This window comes from Actinoplanes sp. NPDC051388, assembly GCF_055586225.1.
The window spans coordinates 140723-156292 of sequence record NZ_JBVJIP010000022.1 but is presented as its reverse complement, the minus strand read 5'-3'; the positions used below and the strand labels follow the sequence as shown (position 1 = coordinate 156292).

The following is a 15570-nucleotide window of genomic DNA, read 5'->3' as shown; positions in this document are numbered from 1 at the left end:
CTGTCGCTCACCTCAGCCTCGGCCGCGCACGAGGGGAAGGAACACCTCGTCGACGATCTCGATCAGCACGTCGTCGGGAACGGACGGGATGCCGCGCATCGCGTATTCGCCGCGGAGCAACATCATCGGCGTGCTCGCGACCCGCGGGTGCGCGGCCGCCGCCGGCGCCTCACCCCGGCCGGCCGCCCGGTCGAGCATGCTCAGCCAGGCGCGGTCCATCGTGTCCACGCCGGACCGCTCACGCATGAGGCCGAGCAGCTGCGGGTCGTCCGCCGCGGCCGCGAGCAGGCTGCGCAGGACCGCCCCGTGCGGCGACGACCAGGTGTCGTTCGCCAGCCGCAGCATCGCGAGGGCGTCGCCGCGCAGGGTGCCGGTGTCCGGGTTCGGCAGCACGGCGTCGGAGAGATGGCGATAGGCCGCGATCCCCAGCGCCGCCCGATGCGGCCACCGCCGATAGATGGCGTTCTTGTTGGTGCCCGCCCGGGCGGCGACCCGGTCCATGGTCATGCCGCCATAGCCGGACTCCCGCAGCTCCTCCGCCGCCGCGTGCAGGATCACCCGCTCCAACTCCGCACCACGGCGCCTCGTGCCCATGTCGTCTACGGTACGTCGCGTACCTTACGAATGGGGAGGTCTTCGATGCGCGTCTTCGGCCTGAACTACGACACCGGCTTCGTGAGCGCCGGATCCACCACACACGAGCCGTTCGATCCGCAGACCGTGCGGCAGGACCTGCGTGTCATCCGGGACGAACTGCACTGCGACGCGGTGCGCATCACCGGCGGGATCCAGGACCGCCTCGAGGTGGCCGCGCGCTTCGCCGCCGAGGCCGGCCTGGAGGTCTGGTACTGCCCGTTCACCAACGGCCTCGACCGCGCCGAACTCATGGCGTTCGTGCTCGACGGCGCCGAGCGTGCCGAGCGGCTGCGGCGCACCGGCGCGGCGGTGGTCTACCTGACGGGCTCCGAGATCTCGATGTTCACCGAGGGCTTCCTGCCCGGCCGAGACCTGGCCGAGCGGATGGCGCTGTTCACCGATCCGTTGCGGATGCGAGAGGCCGTCCCGGCCGCGCGCGCCGCGGTGCGCGAGTTCCTCGTCGAGGCGGTCCCCGCGGTGCGCGACCGATTCAAGGGCCCCATCGGGTACGCCTCGATCCCGCTGGAGGACATCGACTGGTCGTCGTTCGACATCATCGCGAGCGACGCCGGCTATCGCGACGCGACCAACGCGGCGGCGTTCCCGCAGTCGTTGGCGGCCGCGGTGGGCCAGGGCAAGCCGTACGCGGCGACCGAGTTCGGTTGCTGCACATTCCGCGGCGCGGCGGAGGTCGCGGGCGGGCCCGAGCCGGTGACCTACGACGAACAGGGCCGCGCCGCGACGCTGACCGCGGCCCTGGAGCGTGACGAGGAGGGCCAGGCCCGCTACATCCTGGACCTGCTGCGCGACTACGAAGCCGGCGGCGTGGAAGCGGCGTTCGTGTACACCTTCGCGAACCGGCACCTGCCGACGACCGACGACCCGGACCGGGACTTCGACCTGGCCGCACGCGGCATCGTGCGGGTCATGCCGGACGGCTCCTGGACACCGAAGGCGGCGTTTCACGCCCTGGCCGAATACGGCCGCACGCGTGCGGCTCAGGCCGGCGGGAGCGAGACGCGGTCGGCGAGAAACTTCGGGGCCATTTCGCAGTAGCTGCCGGCGAGAAGCTCGGCGATCTCGGCCCAATCGGTGTGGTCACCGAGGAAGGCGCCGACGACGTTGCGCCCCCAGCCCGCGCGAAAGAACGGAAAGCCACCACCGATCAGCCCGAGCAGATCATCAGCGGCCACGCGAAAGGTCATCAGGGTGGGCGACTCCCCGGCAACCAGCTGCCGAGGGTAGGAGAGACTCCGCTCAGGATCGGCCGGATAGACATGCGCGATGGTCCGCTTACGGATCCGCCACCGGACGCCGATCCAGGCCGGCTCTTCATAGGTCTCCGGGAGTGCCCGGCAGATCGGTCGCAGCCGGGCCAGGATCTCGGGTCGCACGTCTCCGGGAACGGACATGGGCTCTGACAGTACCGTTGTTCGAGCACTAGCCGAATCCGCCGACATCTGGTCTCGGTTGCAGTGCGAGGACGCGGCCGCGCCGCCGGCGCTGGCCGCCCAGGACGCGCCGGGCCTGCTCGCCGCGGTGGCCGCGATCAACGCCCAGGTGCGAGCGACGGACTTCGCGGCGCGAGCCGAGGGCCTGGCCGACGAGATCCAGGATTCGACGCCCGGCATCGTCGGACTCCAGGAGGTGACCACCTGGACGACCACCGGGCCCGGGACCAACCCTCGCTGGACTTCCTGCCATCCTGCGGCAGGCGCTGACCCGGCGCGGCCTGCAGTACACCGTCGCGGCCATGTCCGCCGGCACCGACGTGGGCCCGATTCCGCTGGTCGCCCCGGGACGGTGATCGCGGCCGGTGACTTCAACTCCGCCGCCGACGGCACGACCACCGACACCTACCGGTTGCTGACCGAGCGATTCACCGACGCCTGGACCGAAGCGACACCCGGTTACACCTGTTGCCAGGACGCCGCGCTCGCCAACCCCGCCCCGCAGCTGACGTCGAGGATCGATCTCGTGCTGCTCCGCGGCCAGGCGTCGGCGAGGCAGGCCGTTGTCGTCGGCGCCGAACCGTTCCGGGCGGCACCGCCGCGCTACACCTCCGACCATGCCGGCGTCACGGTCAGCCTCCGCTGGCAGCGAGGGCCGAGCCAGGAGTGAAGGGCCGGCCGAGGGCCTGCTCACCGCACGGTGGCGTCGAGGAGATCGAGCAGGTGCCGAGCCATGCCGGCCCGGTTCGCGAACAGGGCATGCAGCTCCGGTGTCGCCTCGGCGGCGTGGTGCTCGTAGGGGATCGACGGGACGGCGTGGAAGATCGTCGTGGCGATGGCGTGCGCCCGCCGGACCTGGTGGATCGGGACGGCGCAGCCTTCGTCGCGCAAACCTTGGACGTACGCCGGCAGGCACGCCTCCGCCAGGTCCGGGAAGGTGTGGGCGGGCCGCCGCCCGAGCTGGATGTCGCCCAGCAGGAGTTGGCCGAGGTCGAAACCGACGGGTGCGGTGCCCCAGAAACCGAAGTCGATCAGGACGATGTCGTCGTCGCACCGGGTGCGGAGCAGGTTGTCGGTGCAGGCGTCACCGTGCGCGGTCAGGGTGGGAAGGGACTCCAGCTCATCGACCAGGGCGGGCAGGGCGGCCGCCGCCCGTACGATCCGGCGTCGCAACTGCTCGTCGAACGTCGCGGCGATGAGCGGTTGCCGCCAGAGTTCGTCCGCGGACAGGGCCGGGACGATGTTCACCGCCAGCCAGTGCTCCGCGAACCGCCGCGCGGTCCGGCCGGCGGGGACGTCGGCCGCGAAGGGAGCGACGGATCGGCTGGCCGCGAGCCGCCCGAGCAGACGGGCCGCGCGCCGGTGCCGCTCGACGGTCCACCCGCCCCGGCGCACCGGCACGCGGTCGAGCCAGATGGCCGCCGTCTCGTCGTCCAGGTCGCTGACCTGGTAGGCGTGCGGAAGGCGCAGCCCGGCGGGAAGACACCGGCACAGATCGCTCCGGTAGATGTCCGGCTCGGTCCGCCAGGGCATCAGCGGCGCGAGTTGCGACCGCAGCGGCTCGGGCACCGCCGCGGACAGCGGTGACCGGATCCACGAGCGTACGAGTTTGACGAAGAAGGCGTAGTCGTAGGTCTGGCCGGCCTCATCGGCCGCGGTGCCGCAAACCAGGTGCCGGGCCGCGGTCGTCAGGGCCGGCCGATCGTACGGGTGGTCTTGCACCCGGATGGCCAGCACCCGCACCCGGTGACGGCCCAGCTGCGCCGCCACCATCTCCTCGAGCCGGGCCACCGGCCGTAGGCCCAAGCCGAGCCCGACCAGGCCCGCTTCGTCGCCGGTGATCCCCCGCACGGCTCAGGCCGCGATGCCGCTGCCGGGGACCACCAGTCCGCGGACGACGAACTCTTCGACGCCCGGCGGAACGAACGCCGCACCGGGGGACGCCGCGGCCGCGGCATGCTCGGCGAGGATCGGCGCGACTAACTCACGTTCGGCGCGCTCGCAGGAGGCCCGGTCGGTCCACACCTCGAACACCTGGAAGCCGCTCTCGGTGGGGCGGCACAGATGCACGATGAGCCCGTCGACCTTCCCGCCGGTGCGTCGCAGCAGCTCGGCGTGGGTGGCGTCGTAGACGTCGATGGGCTCGGGCACATCGACCACCTGGGCGTAGTAGATCATGATCGCTCCCTGCTCGGGCGGGCCGGACCGGCGGTGGCCGGGAAGGTGTCCGCGAGTCTCGCCACGCCGGGTCCGTGCAGATCGGTCAGGGCGGCCGGGCGGCCGGACACCAGCAACAGCAGCGCCGAGATCGGCCCTTCCACCCGGGCACCGGCGCCCACCCGCCACGGCGCATCGGTCGCCGACAGCTCGAAGCCCCGCAGCCGGCGCTGCGCCTGGAACGGGAACGACCGCGCCCAGATGTGCGCGGCCGCCGCCACGGCAGCGTCGGCCGGCATCGGATGGTGCCGCCCGATCGGACGGGCGATGTCCTGGCCGTGACACAGCACGTCGATCAGGGGCTCGAGGCCGCTGAGGAACGGCGCGGTGCGGCGGGAGCCGACCATGCCGCGCAGCAGTCTCGGGTATTGCTCCACCGGCAGGCAGGCCTGCCTGATCGCGGTGTCCCGGACCATCCGGTTGAAGCTGCCACCGGCACGGATCAGGGAGACCGTCGCGGAGAGCGGCCCGGTGTGTGCCAGCGTCAGATGCGCGGCGACCTCGCGCACCGTCCAATCCCTGCACAGCGACGGCGTGCTCCACTCGGATCCGCTGAGATCATCCATCAGGTCGGCTAATCGGCTGCGCTCGTGATCGATCGCACGCCACACGGCATCCATCTCCATGGCGCTCTCCCTTTAGTTCGAAGATAGTACTAGAATTATTCGAATAACTGACTACTGTCAAGGAGTACGCGCATGCCGGACCCGATCAGCGCCCCGGCCGACGCCGGACCACTCAACATCGGGCTGCTGTGCTTCATCGTCCAGCGCGCCATGGAGGACCGGGTTCTCGCCGACCTCGCGGTGGCCGGCTTCGACGACATCACCGTGGCGCAGGCGCGCGTCCTGGCCCGAGTGGGCGCCAAGGGCACCCGGCTCACCGATCTCGCCGAGCAGGCCCGCGTCACCAAGCAGACCGTCACGTTCATGGTCGACCAGCTCGAACGCGCCGGCTATGTCCGCCGCGCCCCCGACCCGGCCGACGCCCGCGCCCGCCTGGTCACCTTCGCCGAGCGCGGCCTGGCCGCACAGCAGGTGGCCCGCCGCACCGAGGTGACCGTCCAGGACGAGTGGACCCGCCACCTGGGCAAACGAGCCACCGCACAGTTGCACCAGATCCTCACGCGGCTCCGCGAGATCACCGACCCCCACCGTTGACATATGTAGTTGGTCGTCATATGTTCGCGACATGACCGTTCGCATGCGAGAGCCGACCTTCTTCATCCTGGCCGCGTTGCAGGACGAGCCACTGCACGGCTACGCGATCGTCAACCGGGCCGGCGAGCTGTCGCAGGGGCGCATCCGCCTCGCGACCGGCACCCTCTATGCCGCGCTCGACCGCCTCAGCAGCGAGGGATACGTGGTGTCCACCCACGAGGAGATCGTCAACGGCCGCGCCCGGCGCTACTACGCGCTCACCCCGGACGGTGCCGCCGCGCTGCGGGCGGAGGCCGACGCGATGGCCGCCGCGGCCCGAGTCGTGACCGACCGCGCGGCCCGCTCGGTGGCCCCGCGACCGGCGGCGGGTCTGGCATGAGCGAGCTGGAGCGACGGTACGGCCGCCTGCTGCGCCTCTACCCGGCCGCGTACCGGCAGACCCGGGGCGCCGAGATGCTCGCCGTGTTGATGGAGGGGGCACCGGCCGGCCGGCGGCGACCGCAGTGGCGTGAGGTCTGGGCGCTGATCGTCGGCGCGATGCGGGTCCGGGCCGGCTCGACCGAGCGCCGGACCGTCGGGCAGTCCGGGCGGGCGGCGCTGCGCGTGGCCGCACTGATGCTGCTGATCCAAAGCGCGGGCGATGCCGTCTGGAAGACGACCTACACCGGGAACGGGCTGAGTGTGCCCGCCGTCCTGATCACGGTGTATCTCACCCTCGCCGCGGCCTGTGTCCTGGCGATCGTGGCGGTCCTCCGCGGATGGCACGGATCCGCCGCAGCGCTGACGGCCGGTGCGTTCGGGCTCGCGACGGCCGGCCCCGACCTCGTCAGCCGCTTCGCCACCGAGCCGTACTACACCATGGGATTGTCGTCCGGGACACTGCCGCTCGTGGTCGTGCTGCTGATCCCGCTCATCGGGCGCGGCCCGGTCACGGCGCCGAAGAAACTCAACCTGATGCTGCTCATCCCGGTGGCGTCGGTCGCGCTGGACGCCTACGGCAGCCTCACGCAGGACCCGACCTTCCAGACCGCCGGCCGCGCCGTGTGGCAGGTGTTCGCGGTCGCCGCGATCCTCTGGTCCGTCATCGACGAACGCGTCGCGATGACCTTCGGCCTGGCCTTCTTCGGTGTCGTCGTCAACCGCGCCGCGTTCGGCCTGCCGACCGCGGTCGACTGGTCACAATGGCGCTGGACCCTGCTCGACATGGGCATCCTGGCGATCCTGCCGATCCTCGACCTCGCGGTCGGCGCCACGGTCGCGGTACGCCGAGCCCGCATCTAGCCAGGCCCCGGCATGCGGCTCGACTGCCTGCTCCCGTGGTCCGGCCGGATCAGCTGACGGGGGCGGACAGGCCGTCCTTCAACGGCGAACCCGGCCGCACGACGAGATCGGGCCAGTGCCGCAATCGATGCCGGTCGCCGGCGGCGAAGGACATGACGATGTTGTCGGGGAACGGCGTCTCGGGCGTGCTCAATCCGAGATCGGCGATGCTTCCCGTGTCGTTCATGATGCTGTTGCCCGTCCGGTGCCCCAGGCCCATCGCATGTCCCAGCTCATGGACCGCGGTGCGGAAGTAGGCCGGCGCGACAGTACCGAACCGCCTGCCCTGGGCCCGGCCCCATCGCGGCTCCACCGGAATCTCCCAGTGCGAGGCGACCATGAAGCCCTCCCCCTTCGTCTCATCGACTTCGTCGTACATCCATCCGGTCGAGGTGAGACCGTGATCCATCCGCCGGACGGCCAGGCAGTGGAAGCGCCACTCCGCGTCGAGATCGCCGTGGTCGCGCAGGGCACGCATCATCGCGTGCGCTTCGATCCGGCTCCACGACTCGCCGCTCGGCTCGGTGACGTCATCGTGGCTGCGAATCACGGTGAGATCCCAGCCGATCTCGCCGAAGACCGTCTGCCAGGTCGCGTCGGTGCCGCTGCTTTCCGGCGACTCGGCGAGCCGAACCCGGTCGATCTCCAGCACCGCCCGGCGCAGGCGTGCCGACACCCAGCGAGCCGTGACCTGCCAGAACGGTGTGCCGGCGGAGTCCTCGAGCGCACCCGTCAGCACCGGCCCGTCGAGGGCGAGCAGCACGGTGAAGGTCGAGCCGCGGAGCCAGCGCCGACTACCGTCGAGAAACTCCAGGCTGGACGAGTGAAATCGATGTTCCTCCATCGTCAGCCGGACGCCGTCGGCCGACTCCTCGACTCCGGTGACACGCAGATAGCAGCGGTAGTCGGCGATGGGGAAGATCGGGATCCCGGCCGCCGGATCGGGAGCCGGCCCCGCGATCTCGTCGTCGAGTCGCGGGCGTTCGTAGAGATCTCCGCTCGCGATCACCCCGTCGGCCGTGACGTCGACGCGCAGCGTGCCGTCGAGGACCGTGGCCGGGTTGCCACGCATCGCGAACTCGATCAGATAGCACCCGGAACGCAGCAGCGACGGCTGTGCCGCGTGGTCGCAACGGCCCGGCAACGGTGGGGCCGGGACCGGGCGGGTGTCGCACCCAGGGTCTCTCATCACGATCCCTCCAAGCGGCGTCCCCACGCCGAGATCAGCGGCGCGAGGGTGAGGTCGAGCTCGCCGGCCTCGATGGCGGCCAGGTGCGCGTCGATCTCGGCGTCGTCGGTCAACCCCGCGGCGAGCAGGTCGGCGCGGACCATGCGCACGGTCGCGGCCTCCAACCGGTCGCAGGCCACCCCGCCCACCGGGAAGCAACCGGACGCCGTGACATCGACCAGGCCGGCCGTACGCAAGGCTCGCGGCAGCGTACGGCCGTAGCGCAGGTCGGCGCCGCGGCGGGTCATCAGCTCCCGGACGGCGCGCCGCAGCCGGTTGGCGCGCTGCTGTGCCGGGCCGACCTCGTCGAGGCAGGCCAGCGGCTGCAGCTCGGTGTCGGCGTCCTCGATCACCAGCCAGCCGCCGGGGCGCAGCGCCGCCACCATCGCCGCCAACGCCCGGGCCCGGTCGGGCACGTGGACGAGCACGAGCCGGGCGTGCACCAGGTCGAACGTGCCCGGCTGCTGCGGCGGGTCCGCGACGATGTCGTGCCGGAGCACCTCGTACCCGTCGTGGGGGTTCAACCAGGCCGGGTTGATGTCCGTGGCCAGCACGTAACCGGTCGGCCCGACGGCCGCGGCGAGTGCCCGGGGAATGCTGGGGCCTCCGGCGCCGACCTCCCAGCAGCGCCAGCCCGCCGTCACTCCGAGCCGGTCGAAGTGTCCCCGGGTGACGCCGTCGAACAGCTCGGCCAGCCAGGTGAACCGGTCACCCGCCTGCACCCGGGCGTTGTCGAGCAGGTAGCGGTGATCCGGGCCGCCTGCCGTCGCGTCCGGCTCGGATCCTAGATCGGCGAAGGGTTGCGATGAACTCATGCCGACGTCCTCCCGGGCCCTTGCGGCCGGCCTTCAGCTGTTTACCCAAACTGATGAATCGGTCTTGACGGAGCCTACGGCTTTGAGTACCTCGGCCGCCCGGTCCCGGTTCTCCTTCAGGGGCCGGGCCGCGGACAGGTCGCCGCTGTCGAGCATCGCCCGGAAGCACGCCACCACCCGCTCATCCGGCTCGTCCGACGCCGGCGTCGAGCCCAGCCGGCGCTCCAGGCCACTCAGCACCCGGTCCACAGGCGACGGCTCCAGCCTTGCGGAGTAGCCGTACTCGCGGCCCGCGTCGCCCGGCCTCGACGAATAGTCGTAGTACTCCGTGAACAGCAAGCCCACCGACACCGCCGCGCCGGGACGGCGCTGAATCTCCACCGTCAGGCTCAAGCTGAAGGCACAGCCCGTCGCCTCCCGGTACGTCGACAGCAACGTGTGTCTCCGCTCGCTGGACAACACATATGGCGCGCCCGCCTCGCCGAACAATCGCGCCACCACCTCGGCGCTCTCCCGTCCGGCGGCGACGCCCAGCTCCCCACGCCCGATCAGCCCGGCGAAACAGGCGAAGAGCTCATCCTCGGTGTGCGGCCCGTCCGTCCGGCCGAGTCGACGCTCGAGGAACGTGACGAGCTCACCCAGCGAACCCAACGGCGCCCGGACGGCCGACCTCTCCGGCTCGGCGCCACGGACGAACAGCATCTGCTGGAACTCGATGGTGGGATCGTCGTCCAGCGTCGTGGTGGTCACCGCCAAGGACAGGTCGCCACCCCGGTCGGTGAGTTCCTGCCGACGAATCGATCCCAGCCGGCGGGCCTTGGCATACCGCCGGTACACACGGTCGCGGCTCTCGCGGAACGGCAGGTGCACGCCCAACTCGCCGCCGGCCACCAGCGCCTGGAACGTCGCGACGACCCGATCCTCCGCCTCGGCGAGCGGCGCCTCGGCCGTATGGAGCGTCGCCTGGTCGTCGCCACGCTGATAGGACTCGTGGAACCGCAGGCGGGCCGAACCGGCGATCTCGAGGTAGAGGGTGCGGTTGTACTCACCGGGTTCCGGACGCAGGCGGTCCAGAACAACGCGCCGGATCCGGCCGCCGTACCGTTCCTGCTCCTCGTGGTCGATGCCCAGATCGGTGCACCAGTCGGCCACCTGGCCGAGCCGGTCGTCGTGCAACGCGGTGATCTTGCTGACCACCCTCTTCTCACGGCTCGCCAGCTCCCGCACGCACGCCTCGAAGCGCGCCACCAGATCCGAGCCGGACCCCCGCAGGCCCAGGCGCCGTTCCGCATGAGGCACGAGAGCGGCCAGCGCAGCGAGCGGCGCGGTCACGGACGCCGCCGCACCCTCGGCGACCGTGAAATGGTCTTCGTGAACCTCGAGAACGGCCATGCGCCGAGATTAATGCGCGGCATTCCGGGGCCGGGGGTGCCATCCTTCCCCGATGATCGATGATCTGAGGCAGCGGCTGAACCTGCCACGGTTCCCGAGGAGCGCCGGCTACGACCCCCAGTGGATGGTCGACAACTGGATGGGCCCGAGCGCACTCTGGCTGCTCGAATGGCTGTGCTCCGAGCTCAACCTCGCCCCGGGCGCCCGCGTGCTCGACCTCGGCTGCGGCAGGGCCATCACCTCGATCTTCCTGGCCAAGGAGTTCGACGTCCAGGTCGTCGCCGCCGATCTCTGGATCACGCCCACCGAGAATTGGCGCAGAATCGACGCCGCGGGCCAGGGCAGGCTCGTCACGCCGTTGCTGGCCGAGGCACATGACCTGCCGTTCGCGGAGGGCTACTTCGATGCCATCGTCAGCGTCGACGCCTATCACTACTTCGGCACCGACGAGCTGTACCTGTCCTACCTGAGCCGTTTCCTGGCTCCCGGCGGCCAGATCGGCATCGTGGTGCCGGGGCTGACCGCGGAGCTGGACGACGGGCTGCCGGAGCACCTCGAGCCGCACTGGACCCCGGATTTCTGGACCTTCCACTCGCCGGCCTGGTGGCAGCGGCTGTGGAGTCGCAGCGGCGTGGTCGACAACGTGCGCGCCGACTTCCTGGAGGACGGGTGGCGCGACTGGCTGGTCTGGAGCGAAGCCGTCCTGGAGACGACCGACAACGACGACGCCTTGCGGCTCATCCCCCGGGAGGTGGACATCCTGCGAGCCGACACCGGCCGCAACCTCGGCTTCACCCGCGTCCTCGCCCAGCGCACCTGACCAGCTGGTTTACCGGCATCGCGGCACGAGCCACGGTTTCGGAGCAGGCTGTCGGCTTGCCGACTTGGCCGAACAGCGCCTGTGATCACGCGGGCCGGCGCGTATACCGGAAGGGTGAGTGGCGAGGAGCGCAGGGAGCGCGGCCGCCCCGAGTCCGCTGAGAACCGTCAGGCTGTAGGCAGTCAAGGCAACGTACGAGAACCCGGCTCCGCCCCGGCGTCGCTGCCGCCGCTGCTGAACGACGTGGCCCCGGCGGGTAACCGGGTGCTGGCACGGCTTCTCGGCGCGCCCGGCGGCCGGCCCGGGTCGACCGGCCCCGACCTCGCCCAGCGCATCCGGGCCGGCCTCGGCAGCGGCGAGCCGCTGCCCGACGGGCTGCGCGCCGACCTGTCCGGTGATCTCGGGACGCCCATCGGCGACGTGCGTGTCCACCGCGACGCGAACGCCGCCGAGCTGGCGCGGGACGTCGGCGCGCGGGCGTTCACGACGGGCACGGACGTGTTCTTCGGCGCCGGCGAGTACGACCCGGAAAGCACCACGGGGTACGGCGTGCTGGCGCACGAGGTCACGCACACGACCCAACGGGACGCCGCTCCCGGCGTACCCCATCGTGGTTTTGACGGGGTTGCGGTGAGCGACCCAGCCGACCGGGACGAGCGGGCGGCCACCGCGGCGGCCGACGCCGCGGTCCGGCAGCGCGGTGCGAGCGCGGAAACACCGACCGGTACGCCGTCCGTGGCGCCGGTGTCGCACGCCGGGCCGGTGCCGGTGCGGCGGCTGTTCGGGATCGGTGAGACGACGCGGAGCAACAGCGACGCGATAGCCCACGCGCTCGGCCCTGACGGCGAGGCCGGCGACCTGCTCGACATCACCGACTTCTCCGGTGTGTCCGACCCGGACAAGGCGAAGCTGATCCGGCTCTCGCTGAGCCAGACGTGGGTCAACTGGCGGGACGAGCGTGCCCTGGAACGGTTGTGGGGCAGCCTGCCCGACGACCGCTTCGCCGCATTCGCCACGGCCAACCTGGACCTGTGGGACCAGTGCAACGGGCGCGGCGTCGACGTCTACGGGCTGCCGCAGTACGGCGGGCTGCAGGACGCCTTCCGGGACGATGTGCGCACCACCGCCAAGCGCTACCTGGCCGTCAACCAGGGTGTGATCAAGGGCGAACGCGACCGGCTGGGCATACCGGCCGGCCAGCCGGGCGCGGACGCGCCGGCACCGACCGCACAGCAGGACGAGGAGCTGCGCCAACTCCAGTCCGCGGCGAACACGATGGCCCAGCTCCAGCGGGCGCAGGAGCTGGCCCGGGACACGCACGTGGGCTGGCGTATCGGCGACGGCGGCGAGGTCGAGGGCGACTCCACCGGGCGGCGGGTGAAATTCCAGGTCAAGTACGACCCGAACACTCCCCCGCCGCTGCGGGAGGAGCCGGCCGACGTGCCGTACGGCTTCCCGCTGATCTACCGCCAGGTGGACTACGAGTCGATGCACCGGGAGTACCAGCGCGCCGCCGACGCGATCACACTGCTGACCGCGTTGTATCCGGCGGCGTACACGCTGGCGCGGCGCGGCGAGAGCGCGAACTCCGCGTCGTTCGCCGCCGAGGCCGGCCCGGCGCAGGCGCGGGCCCGGATGGGCGCGTCGCTGACCACCCTGGAAGCGGACATGGCGCGCGCCGCCGGCCAGCTCGACAACGCCGACGGCGTCGACCCGCTCGACCTCACCCCGGTGGTCAATCAGCTCTTCGAGGGCGCGGGCCCCGTCGGCGGCGGCAAGTGGAAAGCCGGCCTGCCGTCCCGGGCGGCGCACAACCTCGTGATCGGCCACAACATCGAGAAGGCGCTGACCCGGCTGCTGCTGCAATCGGTGCAGCAGCTCGCGTTCCTGTTCGCGCCCTTCACCGGCGGGCTGACACTCGTCGCGCTGATGGGCGCGGCGGCAGTCGCGGCCGGCGCGTCGCTGGTGATCAGCGCAAAGGATTACCAGAACATCCAGGCGATGCAGGGTGTCTCGCCGACGCCGGGCACGGAGCTGACCACCGACGCCGCCGTCGCCAACGCCCAGCAGCTCGTCGTGGCCGACGCGATCGCCTTCGGGCTCGCCGCGCTGGCGCTGGGCGCGGCCGCAGCGGGCGCCATCGCGGGGCGCGGCGGCCGGCCCGGAGGTCCCGGTGAGCCGGGCGCGCCCGGAGGTCCCGGTGGGCCGGGCGGACCCGGCAGTCCGGGTGCTCCGCGGCAAATGCAGCCGGGGGCGTACACCCTGCTCGCCACCGACGCCGAAGGCGGCGTGCTCAGCGCCGACCAGATGGTGTCCCAGCCGTTCCGCACCCATCCCAACCGCGCCGCCATCCAACGCGAGCTCACCGGGCTCGGCGTCGAGCTGGTCGAGGACGCCACCCTGGTGGCCCGGCGGGGCGCCACCGCGGAGGTCGGCTACATCCGGGTGGTCGGACCCGACGGGCAGACCGTCACCCGGGCCCACCTGGGCGTATCCCCGCAGGCCACCGCACAGGACGTGTTCCACGAGATGAACCACCTGGGCGACTCAGGGCCGGGCGCCTGCAGCCCAACCGGGTGATCAACGCCGCCGACGCCGAGCAGTTCGCCCGGCTGAGCGGCGCGTCGTTCGCCGAGCTGATGGCCACCCCGTACACACCGGGCCCGGCGATGACCACGCTGGACAGGGGCAAGTTCGTGGTCCGGCGGTCGGTCGAGGAGATCCGCAACCACCTGCGCGACATCGACGAGTTCGCGCCGAACGCCGGCCAGCGGGCGGCGGTGAACCAGGAGATGCAGTGGTTCCGGGAACGCCAGCTCGAAACGATGGAAGGCACGTACGTGCGCTCGATCCGCGGCGTGATGACGGACGCCCAGTTCGCCGAGCACCGTCAGGTGCTGACCGACTACGTGCGCAACCTGGTGCGCACGACGTGGCCGGAACTGCCCGCCGAGTTCAGCCGGATCTCGGGCGGGAACCGCTCGTTCTGGGATGCCATCCGCGTGCCACCGCAGTAACTCCCGCTTCTGTCGTCGGCCGTTCCCCTCCGGAACATCAATTCGAACAAGTGCATGGCCGCCCGGGTCGGCAGCGGAGTGGTCACTCTGCCGGTTGCTGCCACCTGCCTCGATGTACCACCTCATCCTTGGGACGCCGCCGATCGCGCAGATCACGGGGAGGCTCTTGGCTGTATCCGATGGAGATCGCTCCGATGGGGGTGAACTGCGGCGGCACTCCGAACTCCTTGCGGAACGTGTCGATCCGCTCGGCGGGAAGGCCGAAGAAGCAGGCTCCCAAGCCGGCGTCGACCGCGGTCAGCAGCATCAGCAACGAGGCGAAGCCCGTGTCGATGTCCCAGTACGGCGCCGGCCACCAGGCATCGGAACGATCCGTGTGGCCCTTGTCCGGCTGGGCATAGCGTTCGAGGTAGGCGTCCTTGTTAGCGAGCGGAACGATCAACAGGGGCGCCTGGACGTTCGCGGCAAACCATCGCTCAGGCTCCACCGGGGGACGCGCGGCGGCTCGGAAAAGCTCGATGTCCGCGGCGCTATCGAGTACCAGAAAGCCCCAACCCTGGGAGAATCCGGCGGAGGGTGCCCTCAGGCCATTGTCGACTATGCGGTCGACGACATCCGGCGGAACGGGCCGATCCGGATCGTAAGTGCGAACCATGCGACGACGCCGGACAACGTCCTGAAACTCCATTGCGGCAATGTACACGCGCCACCCTCGGCATCAGCCGCGTCGCGGTCGCCGATTGCTAACGGGACCCGGCGGCAAGGAACATGGGGATGGCCAGCATGAGCCGGCCCGTGGCGGCCCGACGGTCCTGTTCGGCGATCCACTGTTCGGCCTCGGCGGCGGTGATCGAGCCGGTGTCGCGGGCGGCGGTCGCGTGCATGGCCAGCAGCAACCGCGTCGAGGCGTCAGTGAGGATCGCGGTGTGCACCTCGAAGGTGACGTCGGTGAATCCACCTTCGAGCAGCAGGTTGCGGTAGGAACGGGCGATGCGCGGGTGCGGAATCGTGTCGGCCCGCGCCACGATGATCCGCCGGGTGAGTTCGCCCAGGTCGGAGTCGACCACCATGGTGTCCCAGTCCTGCCCGACCAGAACGATCCGCCCGCCCGGGGTCAGCACCCGACGGGCCTCCGCCAATGCTGTCTCCGGTTCAGGCAGGATGTGGAGAACCTTGTCGGCCCGGTAGCCCTGGGCTTCGCCATCCGCCAGTGGCAGATCGGTGGCGTCGGCGGCACGCAGGTCGATGCCGGGAAACCGCTCGCGCGCCGCTGCCAGCATGGCCGGGTCGAGGTCCACCCCGATGGCCCGGGCCCCGCGCTCGACGAGTTCGGCCACCGCACACCCGGTCCCACATCCCACGTCGACCACCGTCGCGTCCGGTTTCAATCCCAGCAACTCGTAGCCGCGCTCCCGCAGCGCGACCGCGCCAGGCATGCTCTCGGCCGCGTCGAGCGCCCGGATCAAAGTGGCGGAATCGGTGTGGGCGCTGTGCGTCTTGGTCATTCACCCACT

General features: G+C 71.1%; 18 protein-coding genes. 8 read left to right on the top strand and 10 right to left on the bottom strand.

The features are described 5' to 3' along the window. Positions 1–12: 12 nt before the first annotated feature. Positions 13–594: a TetR/AcrR family transcriptional regulator gene (locus ACZ6TI_RS40555; protein WP_465350579.1), complete on the bottom strand. Its 582-nt coding sequence runs from the start codon at positions 592–594 to the stop codon at positions 13–15. Positions 595–639: 45 nt separating this feature from the next. On the opposite strand from ACZ6TI_RS40555, the gene ACZ6TI_RS40550 reads away from it, so the two are divergent. Next, entirely contained in the window at positions 640–1692 is a 1053-nt protein-coding gene (locus tag ACZ6TI_RS40550; RefSeq protein ID WP_465350578.1) for a hypothetical protein, read from the top strand. Here the strand turns inward: ACZ6TI_RS40550 and ACZ6TI_RS40545 are convergent. Continuing rightward, entirely contained in the window at positions 1635–2048 is a 414-nt protein-coding gene (locus tag ACZ6TI_RS40545) for an MmcQ/YjbR family DNA-binding protein (protein ID WP_465350577.1), read from the bottom strand. The two genes, ACZ6TI_RS40550 and ACZ6TI_RS40545, sit on opposite strands and share 58 nt — an antisense overlap. Here ACZ6TI_RS40545 and ACZ6TI_RS40540 point away from each other — a divergent pair. After that, positions 2047–2757 carry an endonuclease/exonuclease/phosphatase family protein gene (locus ACZ6TI_RS40540; protein ID WP_465350576.1) on the top strand — a complete coding sequence of 237 codons (711 nt, stop codon included), beginning with the start codon at positions 2047–2049 and terminating at the stop codon, positions 2755–2757. The two genes, ACZ6TI_RS40545 and ACZ6TI_RS40540, sit on opposite strands and share 2 nt — an antisense overlap. Positions 2758–2777: 20 nt before the next feature. On the opposite strand, the gene ACZ6TI_RS40535 is transcribed toward ACZ6TI_RS40540, so the two are convergent. From ACZ6TI_RS40535 to ACZ6TI_RS40525, 3 genes are read right to left on the bottom strand one after another with little or no spacing between them, the layout of a single operon-like run. Continuing rightward, on the bottom strand, positions 2778–3938 hold the full coding sequence (locus ACZ6TI_RS40535; protein WP_465350575.1) for a phosphotransferase: 1161 nt from the start codon (positions 3936–3938) through the stop codon (positions 2778–2780). A gap of 3 nt (positions 3939–3941) precedes the next feature. After that, positions 3942–4265 (bottom strand): hypothetical protein, encoded by a 324-nt coding sequence (locus ACZ6TI_RS40530; RefSeq protein ID WP_465350574.1) that lies wholly within the window; start codon positions 4263–4265, stop codon positions 3942–3944. Next, a complete protein-coding gene (locus ACZ6TI_RS40525; protein WP_465350573.1) occupies positions 4262–4930 on the bottom strand; it encodes a maleylpyruvate isomerase family mycothiol-dependent enzyme in 669 nt (222 codons plus the stop codon). Before ACZ6TI_RS40525 ends, ACZ6TI_RS40530 begins: the two co-directional genes overlap by 4 nt. 72 nt (positions 4931–5002) lie before the next feature. Between ACZ6TI_RS40525 and ACZ6TI_RS40520 the strand changes: the two genes are divergently transcribed. Genes ACZ6TI_RS40520 through ACZ6TI_RS40510 form a run of 3 tightly spaced genes read left to right on the top strand, consistent with a single transcriptional unit; the run spans position 5003 to position 6745 of the window. Then, the gene (locus tag ACZ6TI_RS40520; protein WP_465350572.1) at positions 5003–5464 is read left to right on the top strand and encodes a MarR family winged helix-turn-helix transcriptional regulator; all 462 of its coding nucleotides are present in this window, start codon (positions 5003–5005) and stop codon (positions 5462–5464) included. A gap of 31 nt (positions 5465–5495) precedes the next feature. Beyond that, positions 5496–5843, top strand: a complete 348-nt coding sequence (locus ACZ6TI_RS40515) for a PadR family transcriptional regulator (protein ID WP_465350571.1) — start codon at positions 5496–5498, stop codon at positions 5841–5843. Continuing rightward, positions 5840–6745, top strand: a complete 906-nt coding sequence (locus tag ACZ6TI_RS40510) for a hypothetical protein (RefSeq protein WP_465350570.1) — start codon at positions 5840–5842, stop codon at positions 6743–6745. The genes ACZ6TI_RS40515 and ACZ6TI_RS40510 overlap by 4 nt, the downstream gene beginning before the upstream one ends. A 49-nt stretch (positions 6746–6794) precedes the next feature. Here ACZ6TI_RS40510 and ACZ6TI_RS40505 read toward each other — a convergent pair whose 3' ends face one another. Genes ACZ6TI_RS40505 through ACZ6TI_RS40495 form a run of 3 tightly spaced genes read right to left on the bottom strand, consistent with a single transcriptional unit; the run spans position 6795 to position 10219 of the window. After that, positions 6795–7973, bottom strand: coding sequence for a hypothetical protein (locus ACZ6TI_RS40505; RefSeq protein ID WP_465350569.1), 1179 nt, complete (start codon positions 7971–7973; stop codon positions 6795–6797). Beyond that, positions 7973–8827 (bottom strand): methyltransferase, encoded by an 855-nt coding sequence (locus ACZ6TI_RS40500; protein ID WP_465350568.1) that lies wholly within the window; start codon positions 8825–8827, stop codon positions 7973–7975. Before ACZ6TI_RS40500 ends, ACZ6TI_RS40505 begins: the two co-directional genes overlap by 1 nt. 33 nt (positions 8828–8860) lie before the next feature. After that, a complete protein-coding gene (locus ACZ6TI_RS40495) occupies positions 8861–10219 on the bottom strand; it encodes a hypothetical protein (RefSeq protein WP_465350567.1) in 1359 nt (452 codons plus the stop codon). Between the two features lie 52 nt (positions 10220–10271). On the opposite strand from ACZ6TI_RS40495, the gene ACZ6TI_RS40490 reads away from it, so the two are divergent. The 3 genes from ACZ6TI_RS40490 to ACZ6TI_RS40480 all read left to right on the top strand — a co-directional run bounded on the left by ACZ6TI_RS40490 (position 10272) and on the right by ACZ6TI_RS40480 (position 14056). Beyond that, positions 10272–11039, top strand: coding sequence for an SAM-dependent methyltransferase (locus tag ACZ6TI_RS40490; RefSeq protein WP_465350566.1), 768 nt, complete (start codon positions 10272–10274; stop codon positions 11037–11039). A gap of 264 nt (positions 11040–11303) precedes the next feature. Beyond that, on the top strand, positions 11304–13619 hold the full coding sequence (locus tag ACZ6TI_RS40485; protein ID WP_465350565.1) for an eCIS core domain-containing protein: 2316 nt from the start codon (positions 11304–11306) through the stop codon (positions 13617–13619). Next, positions 13616–14056 carry a hypothetical protein gene (locus ACZ6TI_RS40480; protein ID WP_465350564.1) on the top strand — a complete coding sequence of 147 codons (441 nt, stop codon included), beginning with the start codon at positions 13616–13618 and terminating at the stop codon, positions 14054–14056. The genes ACZ6TI_RS40485 and ACZ6TI_RS40480 overlap by 4 nt, the downstream gene beginning before the upstream one ends. An 82-nt stretch (positions 14057–14138) precedes the next feature. Here ACZ6TI_RS40480 and ACZ6TI_RS40475 read toward each other — a convergent pair whose 3' ends face one another. Together ACZ6TI_RS40475 and ACZ6TI_RS40470 are read right to left on the bottom strand one after the other, a co-directional pair. Further along, positions 14139–14744: a nitroreductase family protein gene (locus tag ACZ6TI_RS40475; protein WP_465350563.1), complete on the bottom strand. Its 606-nt coding sequence runs from the start codon at positions 14742–14744 to the stop codon at positions 14139–14141. A 55-nt stretch (positions 14745–14799) separates the two neighbouring features. Beyond that, positions 14800–15561: a methyltransferase domain-containing protein gene (locus ACZ6TI_RS40470; RefSeq protein ID WP_465350562.1), complete on the bottom strand. Its 762-nt coding sequence runs from the start codon at positions 15559–15561 to the stop codon at positions 14800–14802. Between the last annotated feature and the right edge of the window lie 9 nt (positions 15562–15570).

What these genes read in the sequence shown, in the direction of transcription:
- ACZ6TI_RS40530 (WP_465350574.1), bottom strand. Translation starts at nt 4,265, where the DNA reads ATGATCTACTACGCCCAGGTGGTCGATGTGCCCGAGCCCATCGACGTC.
- ACZ6TI_RS40515 (WP_465350571.1), top strand. Translation starts at nt 5,496, where the DNA reads ATGACCGTTCGCATGCGAGAGCCGACCTTCTTCATCCTGGCCGCGTTG.
- ACZ6TI_RS40475 (WP_465350563.1), bottom strand. Translation starts at nt 14,744, where the DNA reads ATGGAGTTTCAGGACGTTGTCCGGCGTCGTCGCATGGTTCGCACTTAC.
- ACZ6TI_RS40500 (WP_465350568.1), bottom strand. Translation starts at nt 8,827, where the DNA reads ATGAGTTCATCGCAACCCTTCGCCGATCTAGGATCCGAGCCGGACGCG.
- ACZ6TI_RS40550 (WP_465350578.1), top strand. Translation starts at nt 640, where the DNA reads ATGCGCGTCTTCGGCCTGAACTACGACACCGGCTTCGTGAGCGCCGGA.
- ACZ6TI_RS40490 (WP_465350566.1), top strand. Translation starts at nt 10,272, where the DNA reads ATGATCGATGATCTGAGGCAGCGGCTGAACCTGCCACGGTTCCCGAGG.
- ACZ6TI_RS40525 (WP_465350573.1), bottom strand. Translation starts at nt 4,930, where the DNA reads ATGGAGATGGATGCCGTGTGGCGTGCGATCGATCACGAGCGCAGCCGA.
- ACZ6TI_RS40510 (WP_465350570.1), top strand. Translation starts at nt 5,840, where the DNA reads ATGAGCGAGCTGGAGCGACGGTACGGCCGCCTGCTGCGCCTCTACCCG.
- ACZ6TI_RS40545 (WP_465350577.1), bottom strand. Translation starts at nt 2,048, where the DNA reads ATGTCCGTTCCCGGAGACGTGCGACCCGAGATCCTGGCCCGGCTGCGA.
- ACZ6TI_RS40470 (WP_465350562.1), bottom strand. Translation starts at nt 15,561, where the DNA reads ATGACCAAGACGCACAGCGCCCACACCGATTCCGCCACTTTGATCCGG.
- ACZ6TI_RS40520 (WP_465350572.1), top strand. Translation starts at nt 5,003, where the DNA reads ATGCCGGACCCGATCAGCGCCCCGGCCGACGCCGGACCACTCAACATC.
- ACZ6TI_RS40555 (WP_465350579.1), bottom strand. Translation starts at nt 594, where the DNA reads ATGGGCACGAGGCGCCGTGGTGCGGAGTTGGAGCGGGTGATCCTGCAC.
- ACZ6TI_RS40505 (WP_465350569.1), bottom strand. Translation starts at nt 7,973, where the DNA reads ATGAGAGACCCTGGGTGCGACACCCGCCCGGTCCCGGCCCCACCGTTG.
- ACZ6TI_RS40540 (WP_465350576.1), top strand. Translation starts at nt 2,047, where the DNA reads ATGGGCTCTGACAGTACCGTTGTTCGAGCACTAGCCGAATCCGCCGAC.
- ACZ6TI_RS40495 (WP_465350567.1), bottom strand. Translation starts at nt 10,219, where the DNA reads ATGGCCGTTCTCGAGGTTCACGAAGACCATTTCACGGTCGCCGAGGGT.